We start from the raw sequence: 21,123 nt of genomic DNA on the forward strand, positions 1-21,123 counted from the left end.
TGTTTTGCATAGCCACGCCTTTTTAGTCGGCAATTTTCATGCAAGCCAGGTATTAATTAAAAGTAGGGAGAGGTTGTTTTCCGTTACCGGCCTTGATGTAGGCGCGTAACAATTTCCGGTAGTCAGTCCATTCGATAAGTTCAGAATTAATAGCTTCTTCCGTTGTGCCGTCATAGTCGTCATCTTCTATGCGCTCGTTCAAACCAGTAATTACCAATGTTGCACGGTCATACTCAGCATGTGCTTTGGCTAAATTTTCCGACGGTGTAGGAGCCGGTAACGGCGGGGCGGTAAATTCACCGTTCGAGTACGACCAGCCGATACCCACAGTCATATCATCAATATTAACAACCGTGTAATCCGGGAAGAGTTCTACGGCAGCAGAGTCAGACTCACAGAGAACTGTATTTTCTACCGTATTATCTTTAATTAGTGCGTAGTTCATTATGCGTATTCCTCTACAATCACAAGTCCATTGGCACCGCGCCCACCAATGTAGTTATTGCTTGGGCTAATATTTGCACCGCCGGCAGCTCCACCTCCGGGGAAACCGCCGTTATCACCCACACTGGCCGCGTGAGGCAGTCCACCAAATGACCATGACGCGGCACCACCGGTTGCGCCAGTGCCAGAGAGACCGCCCCCCTGCCCGTTTTGTCCATTTACCGAAATAATTGTACCGATTAAAGGGTTTACCGTTAATGATCCACCTGTACCGTTTGAACCACCGCCAGCAGTTGCAAGTGTACCTACAACTGTTGCGCCGCCAGCAACACCTTGAGTACCTGAGTTTAGGACAGCGGGAGATCCGCCAGAACCTATCGTAATCGCCACATTTGCCAACCCCAGCGATTTAACATTAGCGATTACCTCCGTATATCCCCCGCCTGCACCTGAATCGCCACCCGAAGCGCTTGTGGCTGCCGCCGCGCTCCCTCCCCCCTGACCAGCACCCCAAATTTTAAATATTACCTGCTTCGTATTGGTATTGAATGTTACTGTTCCACTTGTTGGGAAAGTTGTGACTCTTACTAACCGACCCACATAGCCGTCTGTTGATTCAGTCAGCTTAAGATTAGTCAGGGCCGATATCACTGATGGTGAACCAGCAGCGGCAATTTCAGAAAGGTTGTTAGAGCTTTTCAGGAAGCCGCTTATATTTGCAAGAGCGTTTTTAGCTGTTAATACCGACGTCCATTTAGCAGATGGCGGAGCGCTGCCGATATTACTGTCTACGAGTGATAAATAAGCCTCTCCATTGCGGACACAGATCGAACCGGAATAATACTCCTGAAGAGCATCCCATTCAGGAATTCCCATCTGATGCTGATAAGCGATGAACTGGCTCATCGTATACATTGCAGCGTTGAAATCCTCCATTGATGGGTTTTCAGATGGCCCAACTATTCCCCAGCCGCGAAGAAATGAACTTGTGACCTGCGAGGTAAGATCATCTGCCTGTGTTGTCTCACCGAATAGCGTTCTTTCCAAGCCCTGCGCATTAGAACCAAACGCACGTAAATTACCTGCATATCTCTCAATCTTAGACATGAATTTTCCTCGAAAAAAAACCGCCCTGATAGGCGGTGTTGAATTTGCTGGCAAATCCCCTGGCTGCTGGGTTCCTTGAAAAGCCGAAAGTCATCCCAGGGGTAACCTGATAATAATAATTGTAACGAACCCCAGCAGGCTTAGGCAGCAGCCCGAGTTTAACGATAAGACGCAGTTCATCTTGCGAGACTTTAGGTGATATATTTAACGCGAGCGTCATATCCTTTCTGTCGGTGACGTAAGCCTCTCCATTGAAAGCGGCCTGAATGACTTCCTGCAAACTTACCCTGTCATCAGATGAAATGGTCGCCGATGCCGCGTTCTTTGCTATTTTTACTTTCAGAAATTTACGGTACTCATTATCACCCAACTGGTAATCGCCGTAAGCTGGAGAGAACTTACTGAAGAATGGCGCACCAATAACTCCTGAGTTTGACTTTCTGCCAAAACCCTCTGAATTAGTGTGACCTTCAAATCCAAAAAATATCTTAGCAATCACTGCCGGTACGCTTCGTGGCAATCCGACGATACGTCCCATAACATCAAGGCGATACCCCGTCACGCGATCAATATCGAAATTACCGGGGTTTCGAATAAAATCAGAAATTATCTGCCACTGTTTCATCATGGCTTCTATTTCAGATCTTGCCTTTGGCTTTTCCCAGTATTGTTTGATGAGCATTAACGCATAGCGATTAATTATGTCGTTATTCATTAAGTCACCTCGTCAACAACGATATTAGCAACATCTAAAGTGAACTTACCTTGGAAGCCAGGCGATAATTCAGCGTCTGTGAATGTGACGCCATCAGCGCTAATCTTCATATTGGTAAGCACGTAGTTCACACGAGCCGAGCCGTAACCATCCGCATAAAGCTCGTTGGCATCAATATCCTCACCAATGTGCATCACGCGGCCCGCCAACACCTGCTTGAGTGTCTCCACGTCAACAGGGTCATTTACAGCCTTTCGCCTGGCGGTTAAGTTAATATGTAGAGGTATGTAGACAGGGCGATCAAACTGCATATCGTGAGCGATGGAAAGTGTAGATCCGTCTGGCCGGACGAGAGTTTCAATGTAGCGACCTGTCACCTCGCCTTTAACGCCAGTACCTCCGCCCTTTTGCTTGATTATTACTTCGACTATGTCTGAAACCGCACCACCCTCGACGACTAGCCAGATGGAGTTAGCAGGAATGCCAGTAGCGGGATTGTCAACTTTGGTGTCATTCTCACCAATATTTAAATCAGTCACTCCGGGCAATTGTGCGACCTTAGCGAATATCGCTCCAGTGCTACCGGTGGCTGGATTCTCAAGAGAGCGATTTCGGCGCTGGCGAAACTCTTCCGGTGTTTCTTCATCTCGACCAACAACGGCAACTGCATCAGAAGTTATGCTCAGCACACCCAGTTCAGGGGTTAACTGGGTGAATGTATCAGCAATAAGTCCGGTTACTTTCCCGAAGTCTTGAGCGAAAAACGTCACTGTTGTTGTTCCTGCTGGAATGGTGACATTCTGTCGGACAAACCAAACCTGATTGGACTGGTCTATGATTTTATACCCGCTGTATAAAAATACGGGTCGATCAGTCGCCACATTTAGATCACGTTGAGAACGAGACCCAGGGCGCAGATAAAGCCCGTGTAATTTAGCGATAATTTGTTGCATATCGCCGGTATTAAAATCAGGATCCATCTGCGAGTAAAGCCACTGAAGTGATGCTTCAATATCCGTTCGCGCCTGCGCTTCGATTGCCACACGCTGGCCGTCTGGTGATTCCTGGTCTAAATCTATATCCTGCCCATAAATACCTTTATACGAATCACTCAGGGTCTGGAACAAGTCCCTGAACGTATCCGTCTGAAGCCCGTTATTATCAAACTGTAGTGCCATCTTTCTGCGCTCCACTGACGGGGAATGTGATTAACTGCTCATCAAAAACTGTCTCAATGCGCAGCTCGATGGACTGGTGCCTTGTTTTTTTATTTACTACCATCGACAGTTCTACAATGCGCATCACGCCATCGGTAGCCAGCGTCACCCTCTCTATTTCTCTCAGCGTTTCTTGTTCGGTGTTTTTTTCTGACATGAGGTACAACCAGTCAATGTTATCTCCCATATTTAATGGGTTATCGTTTTTAAATGAGCGAATTCTGCACTTCACTTTTTGAGCAATGGCACCACCACCAGTAATATAATTCTGTCGCCCACGCCCAAAGCTCCAATCACTATTTTTATCAAGCGCTGATACAATCATGTTATCCCCGTAATAATGCCGTTGGTTACTGTGATTGTTTTCCCGTCATCACTCCTGAATGAACCACTAACGCCACTCTGCCCATCAGTCAATAAAGAGTCATATTGCATCTGTCCCTGAACAACGCATGACTCTAGCGTTGTTATGCCACCCTGTTGGGTAATGTTGCCAGTGAGCACCAAGTCACCCTCATGATCGGTGTTGCCCATCATCATGCGGTTAATTTTCGGGATGGATATTGCGGTCGACAACGGGTTTACGCCGCATAGGGCGAAGCCGTCAGAGTAATCGTGCATCCGCATTTCAAGAGGAGATACAAAGTCGCTGCCTGCATACCATTCGTCATAGCAGCGCTCTGATATAAGCACCAAACAGTAATATCCTGCGGCTATCGGCTCAGCTATATAGCTGCCACTGCCCTGCAATATGACCGGAGGTACTTCGATGAATTCAGGTAGTTGCTTTCCCTCGCCTTTCACAACGCGATTGATAACAGGGATGCAACTGATAGTTTTATCATTTACAGCAGTTATTTTTGCGACAACAATAGTGTGAACATCAGCCAGCGCGAAATCCACGCCAGCGCCGATAGTGTCGTGAAGTTCTTCAATCATGGTTTTCTCTGGGATGACTTATGAAAAAATTAATTTTAATTGCTGGATTACTGGCGGCTACCACTGCTCATGCAGGGCCTTATGCCGATATTGCAAAAGCAAAGTTTGAAAGTGAAATGGTGCAGGCAATACAACTCACCGATAAAGACCAATCAAAGAAAAGTGATGCAATATCGCAACTGCCGGGCATCCAAAAACAGCTAAGGGGTATTGTCCGTGGAGAGCTTAAAGAAAAGAAATCATGCTTAAAAATTAAGCGCGACTTCGTGAAAGAACAAAAAGAATTAATGGATAAGGAAGACTGGCCAGATAAAGACTTTGCTGAATCCTCTCTTTCAGCGTCAGCTGATTACATAGCTACAATTTGCCTTGATATGAAATGATTAGTTAATAACTTTATAGCTTCCAGCTGGCTGACATACTACCTTCTGGTGCCATGCGCCCCCGGTATACTGCCCGCTGGTTTCAATCTGGTATATTTTGTAAACCCCGTTCAATGCGGGGTTAGTCACACTTTCCAGTGAACACAGCCCCCCAATGGTCAGCATCGGATTTAACTTGGTATCGAAGGTAACTTGACCTTTAGACTGTTTAACCAGCGTACTTGAGTCATCGCCATCCTTGCTGGCTGAGCCCGGATCGGTTTTCGGGTTGTTTGTTGCAGGTTTGGCGCTCTTTCCAGAGTCGTTCTGCGCACTTCCCTTTGTTGACTGCGGGGTATTAAGCAGCCCGCTACGGGCGTTTACAACCGGGATATTCCCCGACGTTACCTCACTATCTTTCAGAATGTGAATCCGCTCATCTTTAATGAAGAAGCTCTCACCAGGTGACAGCATATCAGTGAGGATTTTGCTGGAGCTGCCAACAAGCACCTTCGGCCTTATCAACTGCTGTTGGCTTGTTACCGCGCCCTTCTTCGTGTTCGGCATATCTTGGAGAACAGAATCGACCACTTGGTCTTTACCACGAACCGTGCGAGATGTGAACGAGTTAATGAAGTCGTGCCCACCATCCTCGCACTCAAGGCTTACAACGTGTATCGCACCCTCTCGCTTCACCGCCCCGCTTTTTACTGACCCTTGAAACACCTGACGTAATTTGCCGTCATAACCCACTTCAAGTCTGACGGGAATGTACTTCTCGTCATCCTCAGCCTTGACCAGTTGCAGGCGCGTCGATGGCTTTAATCCGTTAACTGAGACAGTCAACTTACCCAGCGATTTCTTATCCACCGACTCAAGTGCCTTGAACGATACCGACATTGGCGGCTCAATAATTACAGCCTGATTTCCGATCCCTACTGTTAGCCGGTAGTCACGATAAAAAGTTTCCATTACGGTACGTCTCCCCCTCGAATCTCAATCATTTCTTCCGGTGTTACCATGTAAAGTTCACATCGTCCGCTGGCGAAATCATCTGCGCGGTACGGGTCGATACCGGAGTTATCAGTACAAAGTAAAGCGATGTCAAAAGGCCAGTTCTTATGGCGAAAATGCAGCGCCCCCAGTGACAGTTTTACCCCATCAATGAAATCACCGTTGTATTCCACCCGCATTTTCCACATTTCAACTGTCGGGAGATGGCGAATAGTAATGACGGCCTCGTCACGATCAAACAGCAGCACATGCCGCTGAATGGGTTCATCTGTGATGTTTGTGATTCTATCCATTTCTATTTACCAAAGAGGGCCCCTTTCACTGAACTTAGAACAGACCTTGACTGGCCGCTTGTCTTCGAATTATCAGCCGGGGTTTGTGCCCCTTTATTTGCCACAGCGGCAGTTTTTGATTTAGCCGCGGCAGACGGTGATTTGAAGTGCTTCTCAATAGCGGTGGTGGTGAGCTTGGTAAATGTGATTTTCGTAAAACTAGCTTCAAACTTTGTTTCCATCGTCTGATTATCAGTGCTAATTGTCAGTCCACTTAAAGCCATGTTTTCATGAGTCCGGTAGTCCACTTCGACAGATATAAGCTGCTTGCCGTAATACACAGCCTCAATGAAATCAAGGAACTGTTCACGAATACCTTTAGTACCACCGGCTACCGGATTGCCAACCAGACCGAAAAGCTCCGCGCCCTTATCAGCCAGACGCTTAGCCTCTAGTATCTTCTGCTCGGCACGGTCAGCAATCTCATTCATCTTCTGCAACTGCTGCTGAGTCTTGGCGGGGATGTATTCCACTACTTCGCCATACTTTGAATAATCAGGGATCAAACCAAAGGATGAGTTTGGTTTTGCATCCATATACACATCAGCCACTACACCACTAATCTTTATCGTGATAGGGCCGTTAATGATATCGTCCGATGCGTTACTACCATCTTCCAGTACATCAACGGGGACTTGCGAGGGGTAGCTTGTAGAGTCGTTTACGCGAGCAAACATCGAGTACCCGCCGATCCCCACCTTTTTTACCGTGCTTTTGCCTGACTCCTGGGCAGTGGTAAACCCGTCCATAATTCCCATTACCTACCCCCCCTTCCGTTCATCCTATTAGCGTCGCGCATACTCTCCTGTAACCCGTTCGCGGCTGTATTACCCGCCACTACCGGATCGGATGTATTAATGTACATAGTGTTGCTCTGGCTGACGCTTGAATTACTAACGCCGCCACCTGGTGTGTATGCCAGATTGCCATTTAACCCAGGGTTGCCGTAGGGGATCCCATTCATTCCAGCGCTGCCAGAGTAAGCAGGTAAGGACTGTTCTTCATCATCGCCTAGGCCGATAAATGACTTTGCAGAGTTCCACGCGCTTGAGGCCGCATTGCTGATCACATTACCAATGTAGTCGCCTAGGTTTGAGAAAATGTTTTTTGCCCAGTCGATAAATGCCATGAACGGCTTTTTCAGTAGTTCAACGGTGTTATTGAAGATTTTAACAACGTCTTTCCACGCACCTTCGAAATCACCAGTTAACAACTTCCAGAGTGCGGAAAACATCAGTTTAATATTCTCAACGCCGACCTTAAATGAATCGATGATTAAATCTACCACTTCAAGCACGACGTCCTTAATGGCTAGCAGCCCCGGAACAATATCAATCCCCCAGTTATCCATGAAGAAGTCGGCGATTACGCTTTTGCCGCCTTCCATTGCAGTAAGAAGGTCATCAATCACTAGGATAATGCCAAGAATGGCAGCAGTGATGAGCACGATAGGTGACATTAGAACCCCCATCACCGTAGCAAGCCCACCAGTAACCAACCACCATGCAGCAAACGCAATGGTGATGGCTGCGACAATCGGCAAAAAGCGGCGGATCATACCCATGACAGAGAAAATAATTTCGCCGAGGTGGGATAATCCATTTTTAATGAGGTCTTTATTTGCTATCAGGATATCAGTGAAGCCATCAACCAGGTCTTTAAGCACCGGCACGAAGCCTATAGCGACCTGAAACTTAATACCGTCAAATCCCTTTCCTAGTGTCGTAAGTGAGTCATTATAAGCGGCGAACTGGTCAGCCTGGTCTTGCGTGACAACGCCTAGCGCTTCTGACTTCTTCTGAAGCGCCTCAATCTCATCACCCGTTTTGGAGAGCAACTGCACCATCGAGCGATCAATACCCATCTTATCCAGAACAGAAAACTTTTCGGCCTGACTCATGCCATGCAACTTGTCGGCTAATTCACGGAATATGACATCAGAGGATTTAACTTCACCGTTCAGCCCCTTAAACTGCAACCCCAGACGACTAGCTACATCTTTCGCCTCACCCTCCCCCGTTGACACAAACTCACCAACTCGCTTCGTCATCTCGCCCAGTGATGATTGCAGGGCATCAACGCTTGAACCGTTGACTGATGCGGCATAACCCAGCGTCTGAATGGTTTCAACGGCAATACCCGTTTCTCGCCCGAACTGAATCAGTGGGTCTATAGATTTACTGACCGACGTAACCCATCCGGCGATACCAGCAGCAGACCCAGCAATCGCCGCACCCATACCCGCCAGCAGACCGATGGATGATTTAAGATTGGCATTGAATGTCTCTTGAGGTGCCAGATCGCCAATGAATCCAAACTTGGTAATCAGCTCATTAACTATTGCCATTTTTCGCCTTCTCCATCTGATAGTGCTGGATATCAGCGCTGATATTTTCGAATTCAACCATGTCCAGCAGTTCCGGCGTATCCAACTCAGTGAGTTCTTTATATGAGCCATACCCGGCCTTTGATAGCGCCAAGTACATGCTCATCTCATCGCTTATGTTCGAGGACTTAACGTAAACTTCTGGACTCCTGGAGCTTCTGAATGTGAGTTCATATTGCTCCCGGCCATAAAAGGAAAACTGATTACCTGTAATGCTGTGGTGATCAGCATGATGTAATCCCCGGCATAACTTTCGAAATGGTCAGGCTGCTTTGAAAGCTGAACGTCATCGAACAGCACGTAATCAAACATTAGGCGTTCAATTTCCTCGAAACGTTCAGTGTCGAGGAACTCCAGCGACTGACGCGATAACTCGCTGGCCATCCCAGTGAAGAACGCGAACACCTTTCGCCGCTTCTTGTGCGTCATCTTCGCGAAGTCGTAGCGGTTTCCGTTGATTTCAGCGTAGCCGTCGTTATAGACAGCCTTGATCATCTCAAGCGCCTTATTCTGCTTTTCTTTAGACATGATGGGCCTTATACGTTGCGACGGATGTTGCGGAATTCGATGGTGTATTCCATCAGCGCGTTAACGTCCTGGTTATTTTTGGTCTGGGTAGGCTGAGTGGTAATGGATCCAACCTGAAGGTCATAGGTTTCTTTCAGTGCTGCGCCATCTCGAACAAACGACTCTTTTACCGAACCATTGAAAACTACCGGGATATCGGTATTAATCTGCTGGTTAAGCCACACATCATCGTTGGAGAACTTTTGCACACGCACAACCATTACGGTCACACCAGCATCAACACGTTTAGAAATGGTTACGCCATTCTGTGCGCTGTTTGCACGACTGGTTAGCGGGTTGGTCGGGGTTAGGGTAATGTAATCCCCAGCAGCGATATCTGTGATGATGCGCCCGTTCATCACTACCGTTGCGGTATCTGCGCTGATAACAATCTGAGACATTTACCGCCCCTTATTTATTGAAGTTGATGATGATGTCTTCGCTGTGGATGGCCCCGGCATTCTTCACTGCGATTTGCATCACAGGAGACTTGCGCTCCTGGCGGTCAGCGGTGGACTGGTCTTTCAAATCACCAGCCAGCACGTAGAAACCGTTTTGTTCGATGTTGCGCAAGAACATATCGCGGTCACCGAAGAAGTCAGGAAGCGTCCAAGTGCCGGGACTGAATACGCCAGCACGCACAAACCCGCGAGTCGTCTTCTCTGCGCAGTCTTCCAACTGGTCAACGCCGTAATAGGTTTGAGGTACCTTAGTCGGCGTGGTTTTTAGAAGATTGAATGAATCAGTCTGCACCGCGTCAACGTAGGCCATCAGGTTGTAGACGTTATCCACAAAGTCATTAGAGCCACTAGTCAGGACACAAGGCACGTCTTTGATGGTGGTATAGATATCGAGGCCAACACGCTTGGCCTTGTCGATTTCGGTCTGAGAGTATTCTTCAGCCGGGACATTCAGCGTTTTAAGATGCAGGGTGATTGCAGTTCGCTCACCATTGAAGTTCACGGTATGGGTACGCGCCATATAGCTGATAGCCAGCTTACGGTTGCCAGATTTGCTGTAGAGCATTCGGAAATTGCTCTGGCTGGCGAGTGTGACAGCCCATGCTGGGCTTGCTGGGTTAACCTCAAGCGCACCCTCTCCAGTGAACGTCTCGTACACGATGACGGAGTTGGCCTTCGCCCATGACGCGATTAACGGAACTTGGGCATCGAGAATTTTATCGATGAAGCCAACGCCTTTAACGTTCACCTGCGACTTGATCGCGCTGAGTGCTTCAAGCTGCGATTCGGGTGCGATTGGAGTAGATGCTTTGCCGTTAATTTTTGCAGCACCAGAACCAGCCGCTATAGCCAAAACGTCACCAATGAACGTACCGGCTGATGCAGGCTCAGGGAAGTCAATAATTGAAGCCGCGCCAGTGGTAGGGCTTGTGAAAGCAATCCTGGTACCATCAAATGATACATCAGCAACAGCAGGGGTAATCTTTGTCTGAATTTGAGAAACAATATCGGACAGTGTCGCAGCGGTTGATCCATCGATACCTGTCACATCGCGATCGGTGCCATCAATACTGATGCTGAATGACCAATCGTCAACCAACCGTAGCACTGGCATGACCGTGGCTTGTGATATTTCAGCCCCGTGCAATACACCTGCAGTGGCTGGCAGCGTTTCGCCTGCCGCATTCCAAAAACCGATAATCAGCGTGCCGCCAGCAGATATAGGGTTAGGGCTGGTACCGAAGAAACCATTAGAGAACGCCGCCGTGACAGATGAAGCACCAAAATCCTGCTCCACTGCCGCTGGCGACTTGTAAGAACGGTAACGCTCAGATGTACTTAACACCCCTGGCTGACTGGTCATGATAGCGCAGACGTTGATGTTATCCCGTGCAGCCGAGCGGCCTTCTTCGAGAAGCGTCACGTTGATGACGTTGTTAATTGATGCCGACATTTACTTGTCCTCTAGAAATTGAAACTGCGGCGTGTCGATACGCAGCGTCTGCACATCGCGAGCCGGGGCGTATTGAACGTTGAAACTCAGGTGTACTCGGTTGCCGTGGGATTGACCAAGCAACTGACCAACGTCAGTAATGTTTGATACGGACATAATGGTTAGTGCGTTCTTGCGGCGTAACTCGTTAGCTAACTGGATCTCGCTGAGCATCAGGAACGATTCCGCATTTGTGTAGGCGCTATCACCGTAGAACTCCAGTACGATGCTGCGGCTCACTGAGGCGGTGTACGTCATTACCTCTACATCACCATTGAATCGCTGTCCTCTTGCAAGCACTGACTGCGGAAGGCTGCCATTGACGACGATATAGCTCGTTGCGAAATCAGATGAAATGATGTTTCTGCGGTCGAATTTAATCAGTTGTTCGTCATAATCCAGCAGGTCACGAACGAACCGAGCAACGGCGATAAGGTGTGGTTGGGTTTTTATCATGCTGTTGCGACCAATAGCGGGAGTCTGGTTTCTTCCACAATAGCGGCGCAAAATCCATAATCCATATAATCAGCTGGCGAGACGACTTTGTAATCCCTGCCGCCTTTCTCAATGAATTGGCCCGCTTTGATTTTTACTCTAGAATGGATAAGTAAGTACTCTTTAGACCAATCAAGACTATCCATTGTGAGTGTCTGCTTATTCGCGCTTTGAACCACCGCCAGAATATCCTCAACAACAATCTTTACAGTAGGTTCAAAGTTTACGGTTACTTCCGTTTTAGTTTTGAGTTTAACCGGCTGCTCCCAATCAATAAGGGCGTCGGTCATATCAAGATCCGATAAATCACTCACTACGAACCTCCCATGTAATTACGCCGCGCAACTCACCTTTATCAATCAGTATCCCAGATGAACCTTTTGCCTTTTTAGTCGCTTCCTTGATGTCCGGCCACGTTCCATACCCGGCTGTTTCAAAGGCTTTAACGCTGATATTACGGGCGACGACGCCGATAAGGTTTAATGCCTTATCAGCATCCATCTTGCCCGAACCTACCGCTGCAACTCCCCTCTCGATAGCTTGGTTTATTTCGGACTTTTTAAGCGTGAATGGCGCACGAAGAAACGAGCGCTCATCAAGGTCTTCTGTGCCAAACTCATGGGCCGTACCAACCTCAATTACAGATACTCCACCATCGTATTTCTTTCCCGCCACTTTCGAAGCTGGCAGACCAACGGCGACATAATGCGTTTTCATCGCCTGAAGGTTTTTAAGGTACTCAGTGGTTGCCTTTAGCGTTTCTTCTGGAGTCATAACAAATACTCCCCATTGTCATTACCGAATTGCCAACACATGAACGCCTACCAACTTTCGCAACCGGGTGTAGTCCTGCCCGTAGCTACTGATGGCATAACCGTCATGATTTGCACCAAACCCCGCATCAGGTGCCGAATACCCCAAGGACACGCCAGCTACTGACCTACTGGTTATCGTCTGCGCAGGCTTTCCGTTACTGCTGCCTGATGGAGTTAGCGCACCTGAAACGTAAAGTAAATGAGCCGCTAAAGCATGGTGGCCTTGCTCAAAAAGCTTGCCCCATACCTTGCGGCTCATCTGGTTTTCTGCGTCCTGTAGCGCGATTTCTCTGCGGGTTGGTGCGGTACTGGCGAATTCGGGGTAACGTTCAATAAATTCCATGCTACCCCCCTGGGTTACTGAGGTGAGGACTTGTAATCGACATAAACAGCGGATTGTGGTTGCTTCCACATTGCCCCGCCGAATGCAGAGCGATACCCACACTCGTAGGTCAGCAGGTCGCGTGAGCGAACCGCCAGAAGCTCTGGCATGTGAACTTCCATTTCCAGATAATCCGCTTCGTAGGTGTACACCACCATGCGGGTTTTACCTGTATTGATGCCTACCGCATAATTGCTTGGCACCTTCACGAACGTGATGCTAAAGCCATCATTCCCAGATGCCTTGCGCAGCGCTGCCATAATGCGATCCATTGCCGCGATTGGCAGAAGATCAGTGCCAACGATTACCGGGGTCGGGTCGAATTTCTGCATAGCGAGCATGAAATCACTGGCATCCATCGCAATATGCGTAGGCTGAATGCGGTAGCTCGACTTGCGCCATGCAACGTTGTAGGCATCCAGAACCATCTTCACGAACTCATCAGAAGTCATGTCAGCGATAGTTTTGTTACCTGCGTCGGTGATCAACTGGACACCCGTTCCGGTCAGCAACCCTTCCTGCCCCTTCACGCCACCGTGCCCAACGTACCCGGCGTACTGGATAGTAGCCGTGGCGTTGGCATACAAGTCGTCTTGCTTCTTCGACTGCAAGTTAATGCTGAGGCGGGCAATTTTCTCCAGTTCCTGTTGCGTCCAGGTGGCAGCTTTTGCCCACTGGCCCACTGGAGCCTTCATCCACTCGATTTCACTATCAATCGTTTTAAGGCTGTTGGTCTTGTTACCGATGATGCCGTCTTTAACAGACCCCATCACGGTTGACACACCAAAGTCAACGAACTCAAGAGCGAAATCTAAGCCTTCTTTGATTGGCAGCGCTTCACCAATGTTAATTTCTGGCAGTTCTTTTTCCTGCAACTGCATGTCGCGTTCTGTCAGGGCTTCCTGAAGAACTTCTTCAAAATCTACTGAACTCATTGGCATGATTATGCTCCCGCCGTTTGCTGTACATAACCCAAGGTGATAGCCACGCAGTCGTTAGCTGCGCTTACGTCTTCTACCCAGTATCCCAGGTCGATATTGCCAGCCGCCACAGTAGTAACTTTGCCAGCGTTTGCGCCTGTCGCCACGATGTACGCTGGTGCGCCACGAGTGAAGACGGATCCAGACACAGCCAACGCACCCACACAGTCACCATGTGAGAAGTGACCCACATTGACTTGCTTATTAGCCGGTGCTGCGTCTCCGTAAATATCACGAACAACAATCCCGTGAATGCGAGTTCCAGCAGCCAGAACCTTAACGCCACCTTCCGGGTTGACAGCCACAAAAGTGCCGTATGGTAGTGCCACTTCGGTTAGATTACCTTCACCCCAAACCTTGTCATTAGAGCTTGAAGCGCGTTTGATAGAGCCAGGCTTGATAGTGCCGTCTGCGCCATCCCAATCAGTGAATCCAAATGCCATGATTATTTACCCCCAAGGCGTTGAGTTGCGTTTTTTGTAGGCGTCGGCTTGCTGTCGTTAAACAGGTGGCTGCCGATTTCACTACGTGGCTTTGATGTGGCCTGGATAGCAGCGTATGCGGCGCGTACTTCGCTGTCCGTCATGCCCTTCACCTGTGCATCGTTAAAGGCTCGAGTGCTAACTAGGACAGCGGTACGAACATCACGCGCAGACTTTGCATCGGTCAGGTTTAATTTAGGAAAACGTGATTTAGCGTCGGTCATAGTGGCTTCGGTTTCGCTGTCACCCTTCAGTTTTGCCAGCTCATCCTCAAGCTCTTTCACCTTCGCTTTCAGATCGGCGTTTTCAGTTTCCAGCGCGGTAATTTTCGCATCCTTATCACCATCAGCAGGCGCGGCTGGATCGGCATCCACAGGTGCGGAGGCAGTGGCACCATCCAGTTGAGCCTTGAGTTCAGCCAACTGTGCCAGTACCTGTTGCGCCTGCGCTGCCGCCTCTTCAGTTCCCTGCCCATTAAGCCCCTCCAGCGCCTTCTCTAATGCGGCAATCATGCCGATCAGCTCTTCCGGCGTAAGGGCTGCGCCTTCTGCATCTTTTAGCTTTTTACCCTTTAGGAAACTAAGGGCATCGGTTAATGTTTTGAACATCGGCTTACCTTTTTTGTCGTTTAACTTACATTGGGCACCGTAACGCCCCTCTGCCACGCCCGCGACGTGATTGCCGCGAATATTGATGTGGTAAAATTTGCCGCCACGATCTGCGAGTTCAGCAGGTTCATACCCGACCGAAACCTCACGAATTCCCGTTTTCTCCAGCGTTTCAATGGCTACCGAGTCGGTCAGATAGACATCACAAACCATTTCATCACCATCCATGCGGGTGTTGGCGATATGTCCTGATGCTTTGTCTTTGTGGTCTATAACTGTCACCTCACCATCGTCAGGATGGGTCAGTGTGAAAGGCAGTCCATTGAATGACGCGAGTGTTTCAGGCTTTGATAGCTCGTCGAGCGTGCGTATTACTGTGATTTTTTTATTGGCATCGCTGCCGGTTAACCCCATTTCGTGGCCGTAATATTCAATAGGCCCGGCACGGGTTATCGTCGCAGTGGTAATTACGTACCCCTGCGATGTTCGTTTCCACGTCATTTATTATTCCCATGAAACGTAAGGTAGAGACAGGCAGCGGCACTGATAGTCCTCTCCAGGCTTACCCTCGAAAGCCCCAATACTGCTTCGTTTCTTCCATGTTTTGCCGCCATCATCTGAGTAGACGGTTGGATCTGAGTATTTACAGAGCATCCCATTCAATACGAAATGGCTCTTTCTCTCGCGCTCGTCACCGGTTCCGCTCCACTCGTACACGTCAAGCCCTAGCGCATTACTTCGAGCCTCGGTCAACTCAGCATTAAGTTTTGATGTCTGGTCGCGAGCAATGAACTTAGCTCGGCTAAGTGTGACATCACCGCGCTCCCGGATGATGTTGATTAGGTTTTCGCTTCTGCCACCCTCGAGTAGATTCCCGAACACCTTCTCGCCGATATCGTTGATGAAGTCCGTCTGAATCGACGTTATCAGCCCAACGTTCTCACGGACGGCATCAGCCATCTTCTCCCTTATCGCCCCGTCACCCAGCATTCCGGTAAGGTCGATACCAAAAGCCTCGCTATAAGTGCGCTGCGTTTGCTCCTTGTTCTGGAAATTGGCGCGACTAACCAACCCGGAAGCAATTCGGCTGGCTATTTCATCAATCGATATGCTGGCGAGTCGCTGCATGATCCGGGATAGTCTGGCGGTAATTGAAAGTGCGGAAGTGTCTGGTGCGTCGGTGAGGGTTGGCCTTTCAAGTTCGTCGATAACCATCTGAGTCATGCTGTTGATGAACTCTGTCAGTCTGTCCCGATACCATATCTCCGCTCTCTTGCTCGGCGTGGGTGGTCGCATTTTACGACGGCGTGGCTTGCGGCGGCCCTGCTTGCGTTCCAGTAGCTGTTGGAGTTCCATAGCTTCCCCATGAATCAGTATTTGACCCAGCGCTGACGATGCCCTGAATTTCCTCTTCGGTTACCGTTTTCAGCACGCCGCGAGCAATCATCTCTCGTATTGCAACTTCTTCAGTCACGATTGATGAGGTAACCAAAGTGTTGAACCCCGTCGCATAAAGTCCGAATCGTGTTGCTTCTTCGGCTTCGTTAATACTGTCGATAGAGGGGTATTCGTAGGTTAGATTTTCGGCGACTGACAACTTGTCCAAAATGAACTGGTCAGCGAAGTCCTGCATCGGCCTAAGCCGTGACTCTTGCATTCCGTTAATGGTTTCGTAATAAGCCTTGTTGTCCTCTTCGCCGCTACTGAAACCGCTAGCAGACTGCCCAAACAGGACTGTTATCGGCCTATCCAGCGCCCCTGCGAGAACGGTTGCCATTTTGGTAATGACGTCAGACAGCCCGGTAAATTGCGCATTTTTCTGCTCGTAGCGACCTTGACTTTCTGGTGTCCCGGCATCAATGAGTAACAGTCCGGTTGATGATTTAGTCTCCTTCATCACCCTAGCGTACTCTCTGACCTGGCTTTCCTGCCCGGCGGCAATTTGATTGTTCATATTGGGCACAAACAGGACATCAACGTTTGCTTCCTGGATGGTGTCACCCGTACTCAGGATCGCGGTATCGAATGTCTTGATGTGCTCGTAGGGGGCTTGCAGGTCAGAGGTGCCGAACTTGGCGCGATCTTTGATGCTGTGCCGGCCAAGCTTTGTCCGGCAGCAACGTGAGTGGTGGAATTTAAGTTGCTTGCTTCCCACGTCGATCTGATAGGTGAGAGGCTCGCCGAAGTGATCAGACTTAATGTCAGTGATGATATTACTATCAGGCGTGTACTCACCCTTACGGAACACCAAAAACTTAACGATTTTCTCACCCTGCAAATCAACCTCATTCGCTATCTGCTCGTCAGCACAATCGGTGATCGCCACGATTAGCGAGTCGCCCATCAGAGAGGCCCAGCAAAGAGCATTATTAAACACTTGGCTTAACTCAAGCTCTGATTCAGTATCTTTAATGCTCTGCACCATCGTGCTATCTACGTCGCCAGAAAACTTGCGCGGCAGCTTGAGCATGTCGGCTACTGTTTTATCGATGTACTTTTTCACCACCCACGATTTTTTGTACATCGCGAGCAGCTCTTTATCGGGCACATCTGGCTTACTGCTGCTGTATCGTACCGCGCCTATCTTCTCTCCGAGCGAAGTCATTAAACTAACTAGGCCATCATTAAGACGACCAACGATATTTTTCTTCGTCATTACATGATGTCCAGTGGGCTGAGTGTCTTGCGTTGGTATAAATCACGTAGTCCCTGTGTCATTGCATCAACAACGTCATCATTCGCACCAACGGGGAATGTTGTTATTTCCGCAACTGTCTCGACAATCCAGGGGGCGATGTCTTTGTGGGGTAGGAATACATTCCCGGATTCCCATACGGCAGTGATGGCATGCGCTCGAGCCACCTTGCTTCCATCTGGCTCAACAGGAACAAGTCCAGCCACAATGCTTTTCAGGGAGTCAATAACAGCGGGGCCATTAGCTTTATCCTCTACTAGCTTTCTCAAGCCTTTGGGGAATTCGTCAGCCATTTGCTTCACGGCCTTGAGGGTCGCAGTAAAGCTCATTCGTGCACGAACCTGGTGTAGCAAGTAAGAGTTAGCACCCTTCCTGCCCCACACTTGCCCGACAACGTAGTCAGTGCCCTCGTTGTCCTTAAATGTCATATCCCAGCTATGAATTACCGTATCGAAGCTGGTAGGCAAATCTTTCGGCAGGTAATACTTAATCCACTCATCTTTGAAGATGGATCCGCCAGCCTGCTTAGGCGATTGCTGATACATCGCAGACCAGAAGTAGTCACCGAGAATAACTTTGGTTTCGAGTAGTTTCTCTTTAGGGTGCAACTCCGGTACCAGCGCTTCACCCAACTCATTGATGGCAGGGAAAGCCAGCACCTTGGCCCTTGGCGTTATCTCGACCACGCGCCCGGATAAATCGTCCGTCGCCCAGCGGGTAGCCATGATTATCTCGCCGCTGTTCTTCGACAGGCGAGTTTTAAACGTGGAAACGTACCAGTTCCAGATTGATTTCTTTGTCGTTGGGCTGAGTGCTTCTTTGGCGTTCTTAATCGGGTCATCGATAATACCGAGATCGACTTTCTTGCCCGTCAGTGGCCCGCCAACACCAGCACATACATAAGTGCCTTTGTGATTGGCTATCCCGAACTCATCAGAATTTCGCTTAACAGCTACGCCATCAGCAGGTTTATTTCCTAACCATGAATCGGCGAAAAGGTTGCGATACTCTGGCGTGGTCATGATCCGCTGAACATCAGCGTTCATATCCCCTGCGAGGTCAGATGAATATGACAGCGCCCCCACGCGCATCTCCGGATATTTTCCGAAGAAATAAGCGGGCAGATAACGCGAGACAATATCTGATTTACCGTGCTGTGGTGGCGCACCCAGGATTAGTATCGGGCGCACGCCGTTCATCATGTCCAGCAGGAACTGATCCAGCGCATCGCAAACGGTTCTTGAAAAGGTGCTAGTGATGTACTCTGGGTTTATATACTGGATAAACTGATGGAGGCTGCTACGCGCTGTTCGGCGTCTGATTAATTCCTGTGCGGCCTGCTGCTTACTTACCGCCTGCGATTGCGGCAAGCTGTTCATCGGTCAAATCCTCTGCACTTATAGAATGGCTGTGCTGAATTGCCCCGCCATCTTTACCGGTGAGTTCCGTTTTCTTCGGAGCCTCCCAGCCTTCCATGTCGCCTAATTGTTTGATAGCACTGCGAGCGTCATGCAGCTTCAGCTTGATACCGTCTTTGCCAGCGGTTAGCTCAGCGATAGCGTCGAGTAGCTCAGGGGCATTTTTGACGGAATCTTTAAATCGCCATGCGGCCTGAATGACCTCACGCCCATCATCATCAACGCCCATGTCGTGCTCTGCGAATTCAACTAGGTCAGTGATGCGAGCGCGGGCCATCGACGTGAGGCGTTTTAGTGCTTCCTCGCGGGTCATGATGGCATCGTCAATGGCCTTGCCTTCTACCGACGACATGAATGCTGCAACCTTATCAAAACTTATCATTCGACTGGCTTGGACGTGAGCAGACTCGCCTTTCGCTTTTCCCCCGGCTTTCTTATAAGCATCAGTTTGATTTTTGCCTTTCAGCAACTCTGTAACGAACTTCTTTTGTAGCAAAGTCAGCGCATCGAAAAGCTGCTGCTGCTCTGCCGTGAGCTTTTTCGATGCCATGTGTTAATCCTGTCTAATGTGAGGAAGGAATGTGCTCACTATCTGCTGTACCAGATAGCAGAAGGTTTCGTTCATACCATCGTTAGGTGTTGGCACTCCAACATGATTGCAAATATCAAATGCGATATGACATGCCTCATGCGCAAGTATCTGTGGCTCATGCACAAATACGGCAATAATCATGATTGGAGTTTTCCCTTCCCGGTGATGGCTGTATGCAAAACCGTTAAATCCGTTTAAATCGAAACTAAGGCCCAGCCTATCCAGATATTCAATTGCTTCTTCTTTTTCCCGGAGGAGAACTATTTCAGCACAGTTAAATAAAGGGACTGAATATTTAGGCGGTTTCGGCCATTTAGTTTTAGCCATAACAGAATATTCCGCTGGTTAGTAAAGTCTCCCACTCGGTAGTGGTGAGACCGATATGATTGCAAACCTATATAAGATTCTGTCAAAGGCACTTCATGAGTACCTTTTGCAGGGTTTTATAAATTACGCACATTGCAATTGAATGCCGGCTTCCGGTTCTTCTTTGTTTAGCCCAAAGTATCGAGATACCGTCTTTCCTGCATCGTTAGCCACGTAGACAGTAGTACCGGGACTCAGCTCAACTACATCAGTTGTCTTGTCTGGGCGCGTGACGTGCAGGTTGCCGCCCTTCGATAATCGGACTTCTGTCGCTTCGTGGATTCGCTCTTCTGACTCTTTGTATACAAACTTTATCGTCATCATTCTTCTGTTCCTTCTTCTGGTTTATGTCTGTAATGATTGAGAGCCGTTGTGAAAGTGGCTCTCAATTTAAATAGGTTTTGAAAGCCCATTTAGCTATTAGGCCGCCAGCCGGTGTTGTTCTTCGATTAGCGGCGTCTTGTGGTTTCGCTCAAACATCCCCTTCAGCACTTCTTTGCGATGTTCGAACTCCCATCCCATGCTGATGAACACTGTGTTCGCACGTTGTAGCTCTGTGATGCAGTGGATCTGCTCAGGAGTCAGGTAGTCACGAATAGACTCTTTCTTGTCTATATCGTTATGCACACGGAACTTAGCTGATGTCATGCCCAGGGTGATTCGATTGATTAAGTCGGCTTCGTTACTGAAATGGTGTGGCGATATGGTTTTCCCCAAAGCCTCGCGCTCATGCTTAATAGCATCAGTCATTGGCTTATATTCGAGACGTGAAGTGTTGCGGTCTAACTTCTTGCTAGCCAGCGCACCGCGCATCCTGAAGAATTCCGATACCAGGCGCTTTTTGAAAGCACGAACGATATCGCTGTTACGCATGTACGTTATCAGCAGAGTGGTTTGCTGCTCATTAAGCAGGGCCACCTCTTGCTTCTGCATACCACCATCTGTTTGAAAGGGTCGCATTTCAAATTCCACCCTTCCGAACTCTTCCAAGTCTGCTTTGTATTTCCTGATGAGCTGAATAACTGGTTTATGGCCTTTCTTAACTCCCTCAGCAATAGCGGCGGAGTTAGTAACCAAATCAAATTTCTTAATTTCGACTAATTGCATGGCGATTACCTTTTTAGAGATGAAGCCTGCCGAAATGGATAGCAGCCCGAAGAGACTCGCCAGTCATGCTGGGATCCACAGGCTTCATTCCTAAACAGGTTCTTCGGTGGGTTATTGCGCTTTCGGTGCGCGGGGTATTGCGGGTAC

At 48.8% G+C, this 21,123-nt stretch carries 29 protein-coding genes; 1 reads left to right on the plus strand and 28 read right to left on the minus strand.

The annotated features are described in order from the left end of the window. Positions 1-52: 52 nt before the first annotated feature. Genes N0H69_RS18605 through N0H69_RS18630 form a run of 6 tightly spaced genes read right to left on the minus strand, consistent with a single transcriptional unit; the run spans position 53 to position 4,422 of the window. A complete protein-coding gene (locus N0H69_RS18605; RefSeq protein WP_145533348.1) occupies positions 53-445 on the minus strand; it encodes a hypothetical protein in 393 nt (130 codons plus the stop codon). Next, on the minus strand, positions 445-1,551 hold the full coding sequence (locus N0H69_RS18610) for a hypothetical protein (protein ID WP_259705560.1): 1,107 nt from the start codon (positions 1,549-1,551) through the stop codon (positions 445-447). Before N0H69_RS18610 ends, N0H69_RS18605 begins: the two co-directional genes overlap by 1 nt. Continuing rightward, entirely contained in the window at positions 1,544-2,266 is a 723-nt protein-coding gene (locus N0H69_RS18615) for a baseplate wedge 1 family protein (protein WP_050875780.1), read from the minus strand. Before N0H69_RS18615 ends, N0H69_RS18610 begins: the two co-directional genes overlap by 8 nt. Then, positions 2,266-3,444 carry a baseplate J/gp47 family protein gene (locus N0H69_RS18620; RefSeq protein ID WP_151419976.1) on the minus strand — a complete coding sequence of 393 codons (1,179 nt, stop codon included), beginning with the start codon at positions 3,442-3,444 and terminating at the stop codon, positions 2,266-2,268. The genes N0H69_RS18615 and N0H69_RS18620 overlap by 1 nt, the downstream gene beginning before the upstream one ends. After that, complete coding sequence (locus N0H69_RS18625) at positions 3,428-3,808, minus strand: contractile injection system sheath initiator (protein WP_151419975.1); 381 nt, start codon at positions 3,806-3,808, stop codon at positions 3,428-3,430. The genes N0H69_RS18620 and N0H69_RS18625 overlap by 17 nt, the downstream gene beginning before the upstream one ends. Next, positions 3,805-4,422 carry a Gp138 family membrane-puncturing spike protein gene (locus tag N0H69_RS18630; RefSeq protein ID WP_151419974.1) on the minus strand — a complete coding sequence of 206 codons (618 nt, stop codon included), beginning with the start codon at positions 4,420-4,422 and terminating at the stop codon, positions 3,805-3,807. The genes N0H69_RS18625 and N0H69_RS18630 overlap by 4 nt, the downstream gene beginning before the upstream one ends. Positions 4,423-4,442: 20 nt before the next feature. Here N0H69_RS18630 and N0H69_RS18635 point away from each other — a divergent pair, with 20 nt between their 5' ends. Next, positions 4,443-4,805, plus strand: coding sequence for a hypothetical protein (locus N0H69_RS18635; RefSeq protein ID WP_151419973.1), 363 nt, complete (start codon positions 4,443-4,445; stop codon positions 4,803-4,805). On the opposite strand, the gene N0H69_RS18640 is transcribed toward N0H69_RS18635, so the two are convergent. The 22 genes from N0H69_RS18640 to N0H69_RS18745 all read right to left on the minus strand — a co-directional run bounded on the left by N0H69_RS18640 (position 4,806) and on the right by N0H69_RS18745 (position 20,976). Beyond that, a complete protein-coding gene (locus tag N0H69_RS18640; protein WP_259705561.1) occupies positions 4,806-5,756 on the minus strand; it encodes a hypothetical protein in 951 nt (316 codons plus the stop codon). After that, positions 5,756-6,091 (minus strand): hypothetical protein, encoded by a 336-nt coding sequence (locus N0H69_RS18645; RefSeq protein ID WP_050875774.1) that lies wholly within the window; start codon positions 6,089-6,091, stop codon positions 5,756-5,758. Before N0H69_RS18645 ends, N0H69_RS18640 begins: the two co-directional genes overlap by 1 nt. 2 nt (positions 6,092-6,093) lie before the next feature. Then, entirely contained in the window at positions 6,094-6,888 is a 795-nt protein-coding gene (locus N0H69_RS18650; RefSeq protein WP_151419972.1) for a phage baseplate protein, read from the minus strand. Next, positions 6,888-8,477, minus strand: coding sequence for a phage tail tape measure protein (locus tag N0H69_RS18655; RefSeq protein ID WP_151419971.1), 1,590 nt, complete (start codon positions 8,475-8,477; stop codon positions 6,888-6,890). The genes N0H69_RS18650 and N0H69_RS18655 overlap by 1 nt, the downstream gene beginning before the upstream one ends. Beyond that, positions 8,464-8,622 (minus strand): hypothetical protein, encoded by a 159-nt coding sequence (locus N0H69_RS18660; protein WP_259705562.1) that lies wholly within the window; start codon positions 8,620-8,622, stop codon positions 8,464-8,466. Before N0H69_RS18660 ends, N0H69_RS18655 begins: the two co-directional genes overlap by 14 nt. An 8-nt stretch (positions 8,623-8,630) precedes the next feature. Beyond that, the gene (locus N0H69_RS18665) at positions 8,631-9,044 is read right to left on the minus strand and encodes a hypothetical protein (protein ID WP_151419970.1); all 414 of its coding nucleotides are present in this window, start codon (positions 9,042-9,044) and stop codon (positions 8,631-8,633) included. Positions 9,045-9,052: 8 nt separating this feature from the next. Then, positions 9,053-9,484: a hypothetical protein gene (locus tag N0H69_RS18670; protein ID WP_099466365.1), complete on the minus strand. Its 432-nt coding sequence runs from the start codon at positions 9,482-9,484 to the stop codon at positions 9,053-9,055. A gap of 10 nt (positions 9,485-9,494) precedes the next feature. Next, positions 9,495-10,967: a DUF3383 family protein gene (locus tag N0H69_RS18675; protein ID WP_259705563.1), complete on the minus strand. Its 1,473-nt coding sequence runs from the start codon at positions 10,965-10,967 to the stop codon at positions 9,495-9,497. Positions 10,968-10,997: 30 nt separating this feature from the next. Continuing rightward, entirely contained in the window at positions 10,998-11,492 is a 495-nt protein-coding gene (locus N0H69_RS18680; RefSeq protein ID WP_151419968.1) for a phage neck terminator protein, read from the minus strand. Further along, on the minus strand, positions 11,489-11,845 hold the full coding sequence (locus N0H69_RS18685) for a hypothetical protein (protein ID WP_151419967.1): 357 nt from the start codon (positions 11,843-11,845) through the stop codon (positions 11,489-11,491). The genes N0H69_RS18680 and N0H69_RS18685 overlap by 4 nt, the downstream gene beginning before the upstream one ends. Continuing rightward, complete coding sequence (locus N0H69_RS18690) at positions 11,838-12,305, minus strand: hypothetical protein (RefSeq protein ID WP_050130574.1); 468 nt, start codon at positions 12,303-12,305, stop codon at positions 11,838-11,840. The genes N0H69_RS18685 and N0H69_RS18690 overlap by 8 nt, the downstream gene beginning before the upstream one ends. Before the next feature lie 21 nt (positions 12,306-12,326). Then, entirely contained in the window at positions 12,327-12,689 is a 363-nt protein-coding gene (locus N0H69_RS18695) for a DUF4054 domain-containing protein (protein WP_151419966.1), read from the minus strand. A 14-nt stretch (positions 12,690-12,703) separates the two neighbouring features. Continuing rightward, positions 12,704-13,669, minus strand: coding sequence for a major capsid family protein (locus tag N0H69_RS18700; RefSeq protein WP_259705564.1), 966 nt, complete (start codon positions 13,667-13,669; stop codon positions 12,704-12,706). A 2-nt stretch (positions 13,670-13,671) separates the two neighbouring features. After that, positions 13,672-14,151 (minus strand): structural cement protein Gp24, encoded by a 480-nt coding sequence (locus N0H69_RS18705; protein WP_151419965.1) that lies wholly within the window; start codon positions 14,149-14,151, stop codon positions 13,672-13,674. A gap of 2 nt (positions 14,152-14,153) precedes the next feature. Continuing rightward, positions 14,154-15,299, minus strand: a complete 1,146-nt coding sequence (locus tag N0H69_RS18710; protein ID WP_151419964.1) for a DUF2213 domain-containing protein — start codon at positions 15,297-15,299, stop codon at positions 14,154-14,156. Between the two features lie 3 nt (positions 15,300-15,302). Further along, positions 15,303-16,154, minus strand: coding sequence for a phage head morphogenesis protein (locus N0H69_RS18715; protein ID WP_151419963.1), 852 nt, complete (start codon positions 16,152-16,154; stop codon positions 15,303-15,305). Next, on the minus strand, positions 16,096-17,454 hold the full coding sequence (locus N0H69_RS18720) for a phage portal protein (RefSeq protein WP_259705565.1): 1,359 nt from the start codon (positions 17,452-17,454) through the stop codon (positions 16,096-16,098). The genes N0H69_RS18715 and N0H69_RS18720 overlap by 59 nt, the downstream gene beginning before the upstream one ends. Further along, positions 17,454-18,872, minus strand: coding sequence for a phage terminase large subunit (terL, locus tag N0H69_RS18725; protein WP_151419962.1), 1,419 nt, complete (start codon positions 18,870-18,872; stop codon positions 17,454-17,456). The genes N0H69_RS18720 and terL overlap by 1 nt, the downstream gene beginning before the upstream one ends. Further along, positions 18,838-19,461, minus strand: coding sequence for a terminase small subunit (locus N0H69_RS18730; protein WP_151419961.1), 624 nt, complete (start codon positions 19,459-19,461; stop codon positions 18,838-18,840). Before N0H69_RS18730 ends, terL begins: the two co-directional genes overlap by 35 nt. Before the next feature lie 3 nt (positions 19,462-19,464). Then, positions 19,465-19,830 (minus strand): hypothetical protein, encoded by a 366-nt coding sequence (locus N0H69_RS18735; protein ID WP_151419960.1) that lies wholly within the window; start codon positions 19,828-19,830, stop codon positions 19,465-19,467. A 123-nt stretch (positions 19,831-19,953) separates the two neighbouring features. Beyond that, on the minus strand, positions 19,954-20,193 hold the full coding sequence (locus N0H69_RS18740; RefSeq protein ID WP_145533510.1) for a hypothetical protein: 240 nt from the start codon (positions 20,191-20,193) through the stop codon (positions 19,954-19,956). 96 nt (positions 20,194-20,289) lie between these two features. Further along, on the minus strand, positions 20,290-20,976 hold the full coding sequence (locus N0H69_RS18745; RefSeq protein ID WP_145533508.1) for a Rha family transcriptional regulator: 687 nt from the start codon (positions 20,974-20,976) through the stop codon (positions 20,290-20,292). Between the last annotated feature and the right edge of the window lie 147 nt (positions 20,977-21,123).

This window comes from Yersinia alsatica, assembly GCF_025133195.1.
Classification (GTDB): Bacteria; Pseudomonadota; Gammaproteobacteria; order Enterobacterales; family Enterobacteriaceae; genus Yersinia; species Yersinia alsatica.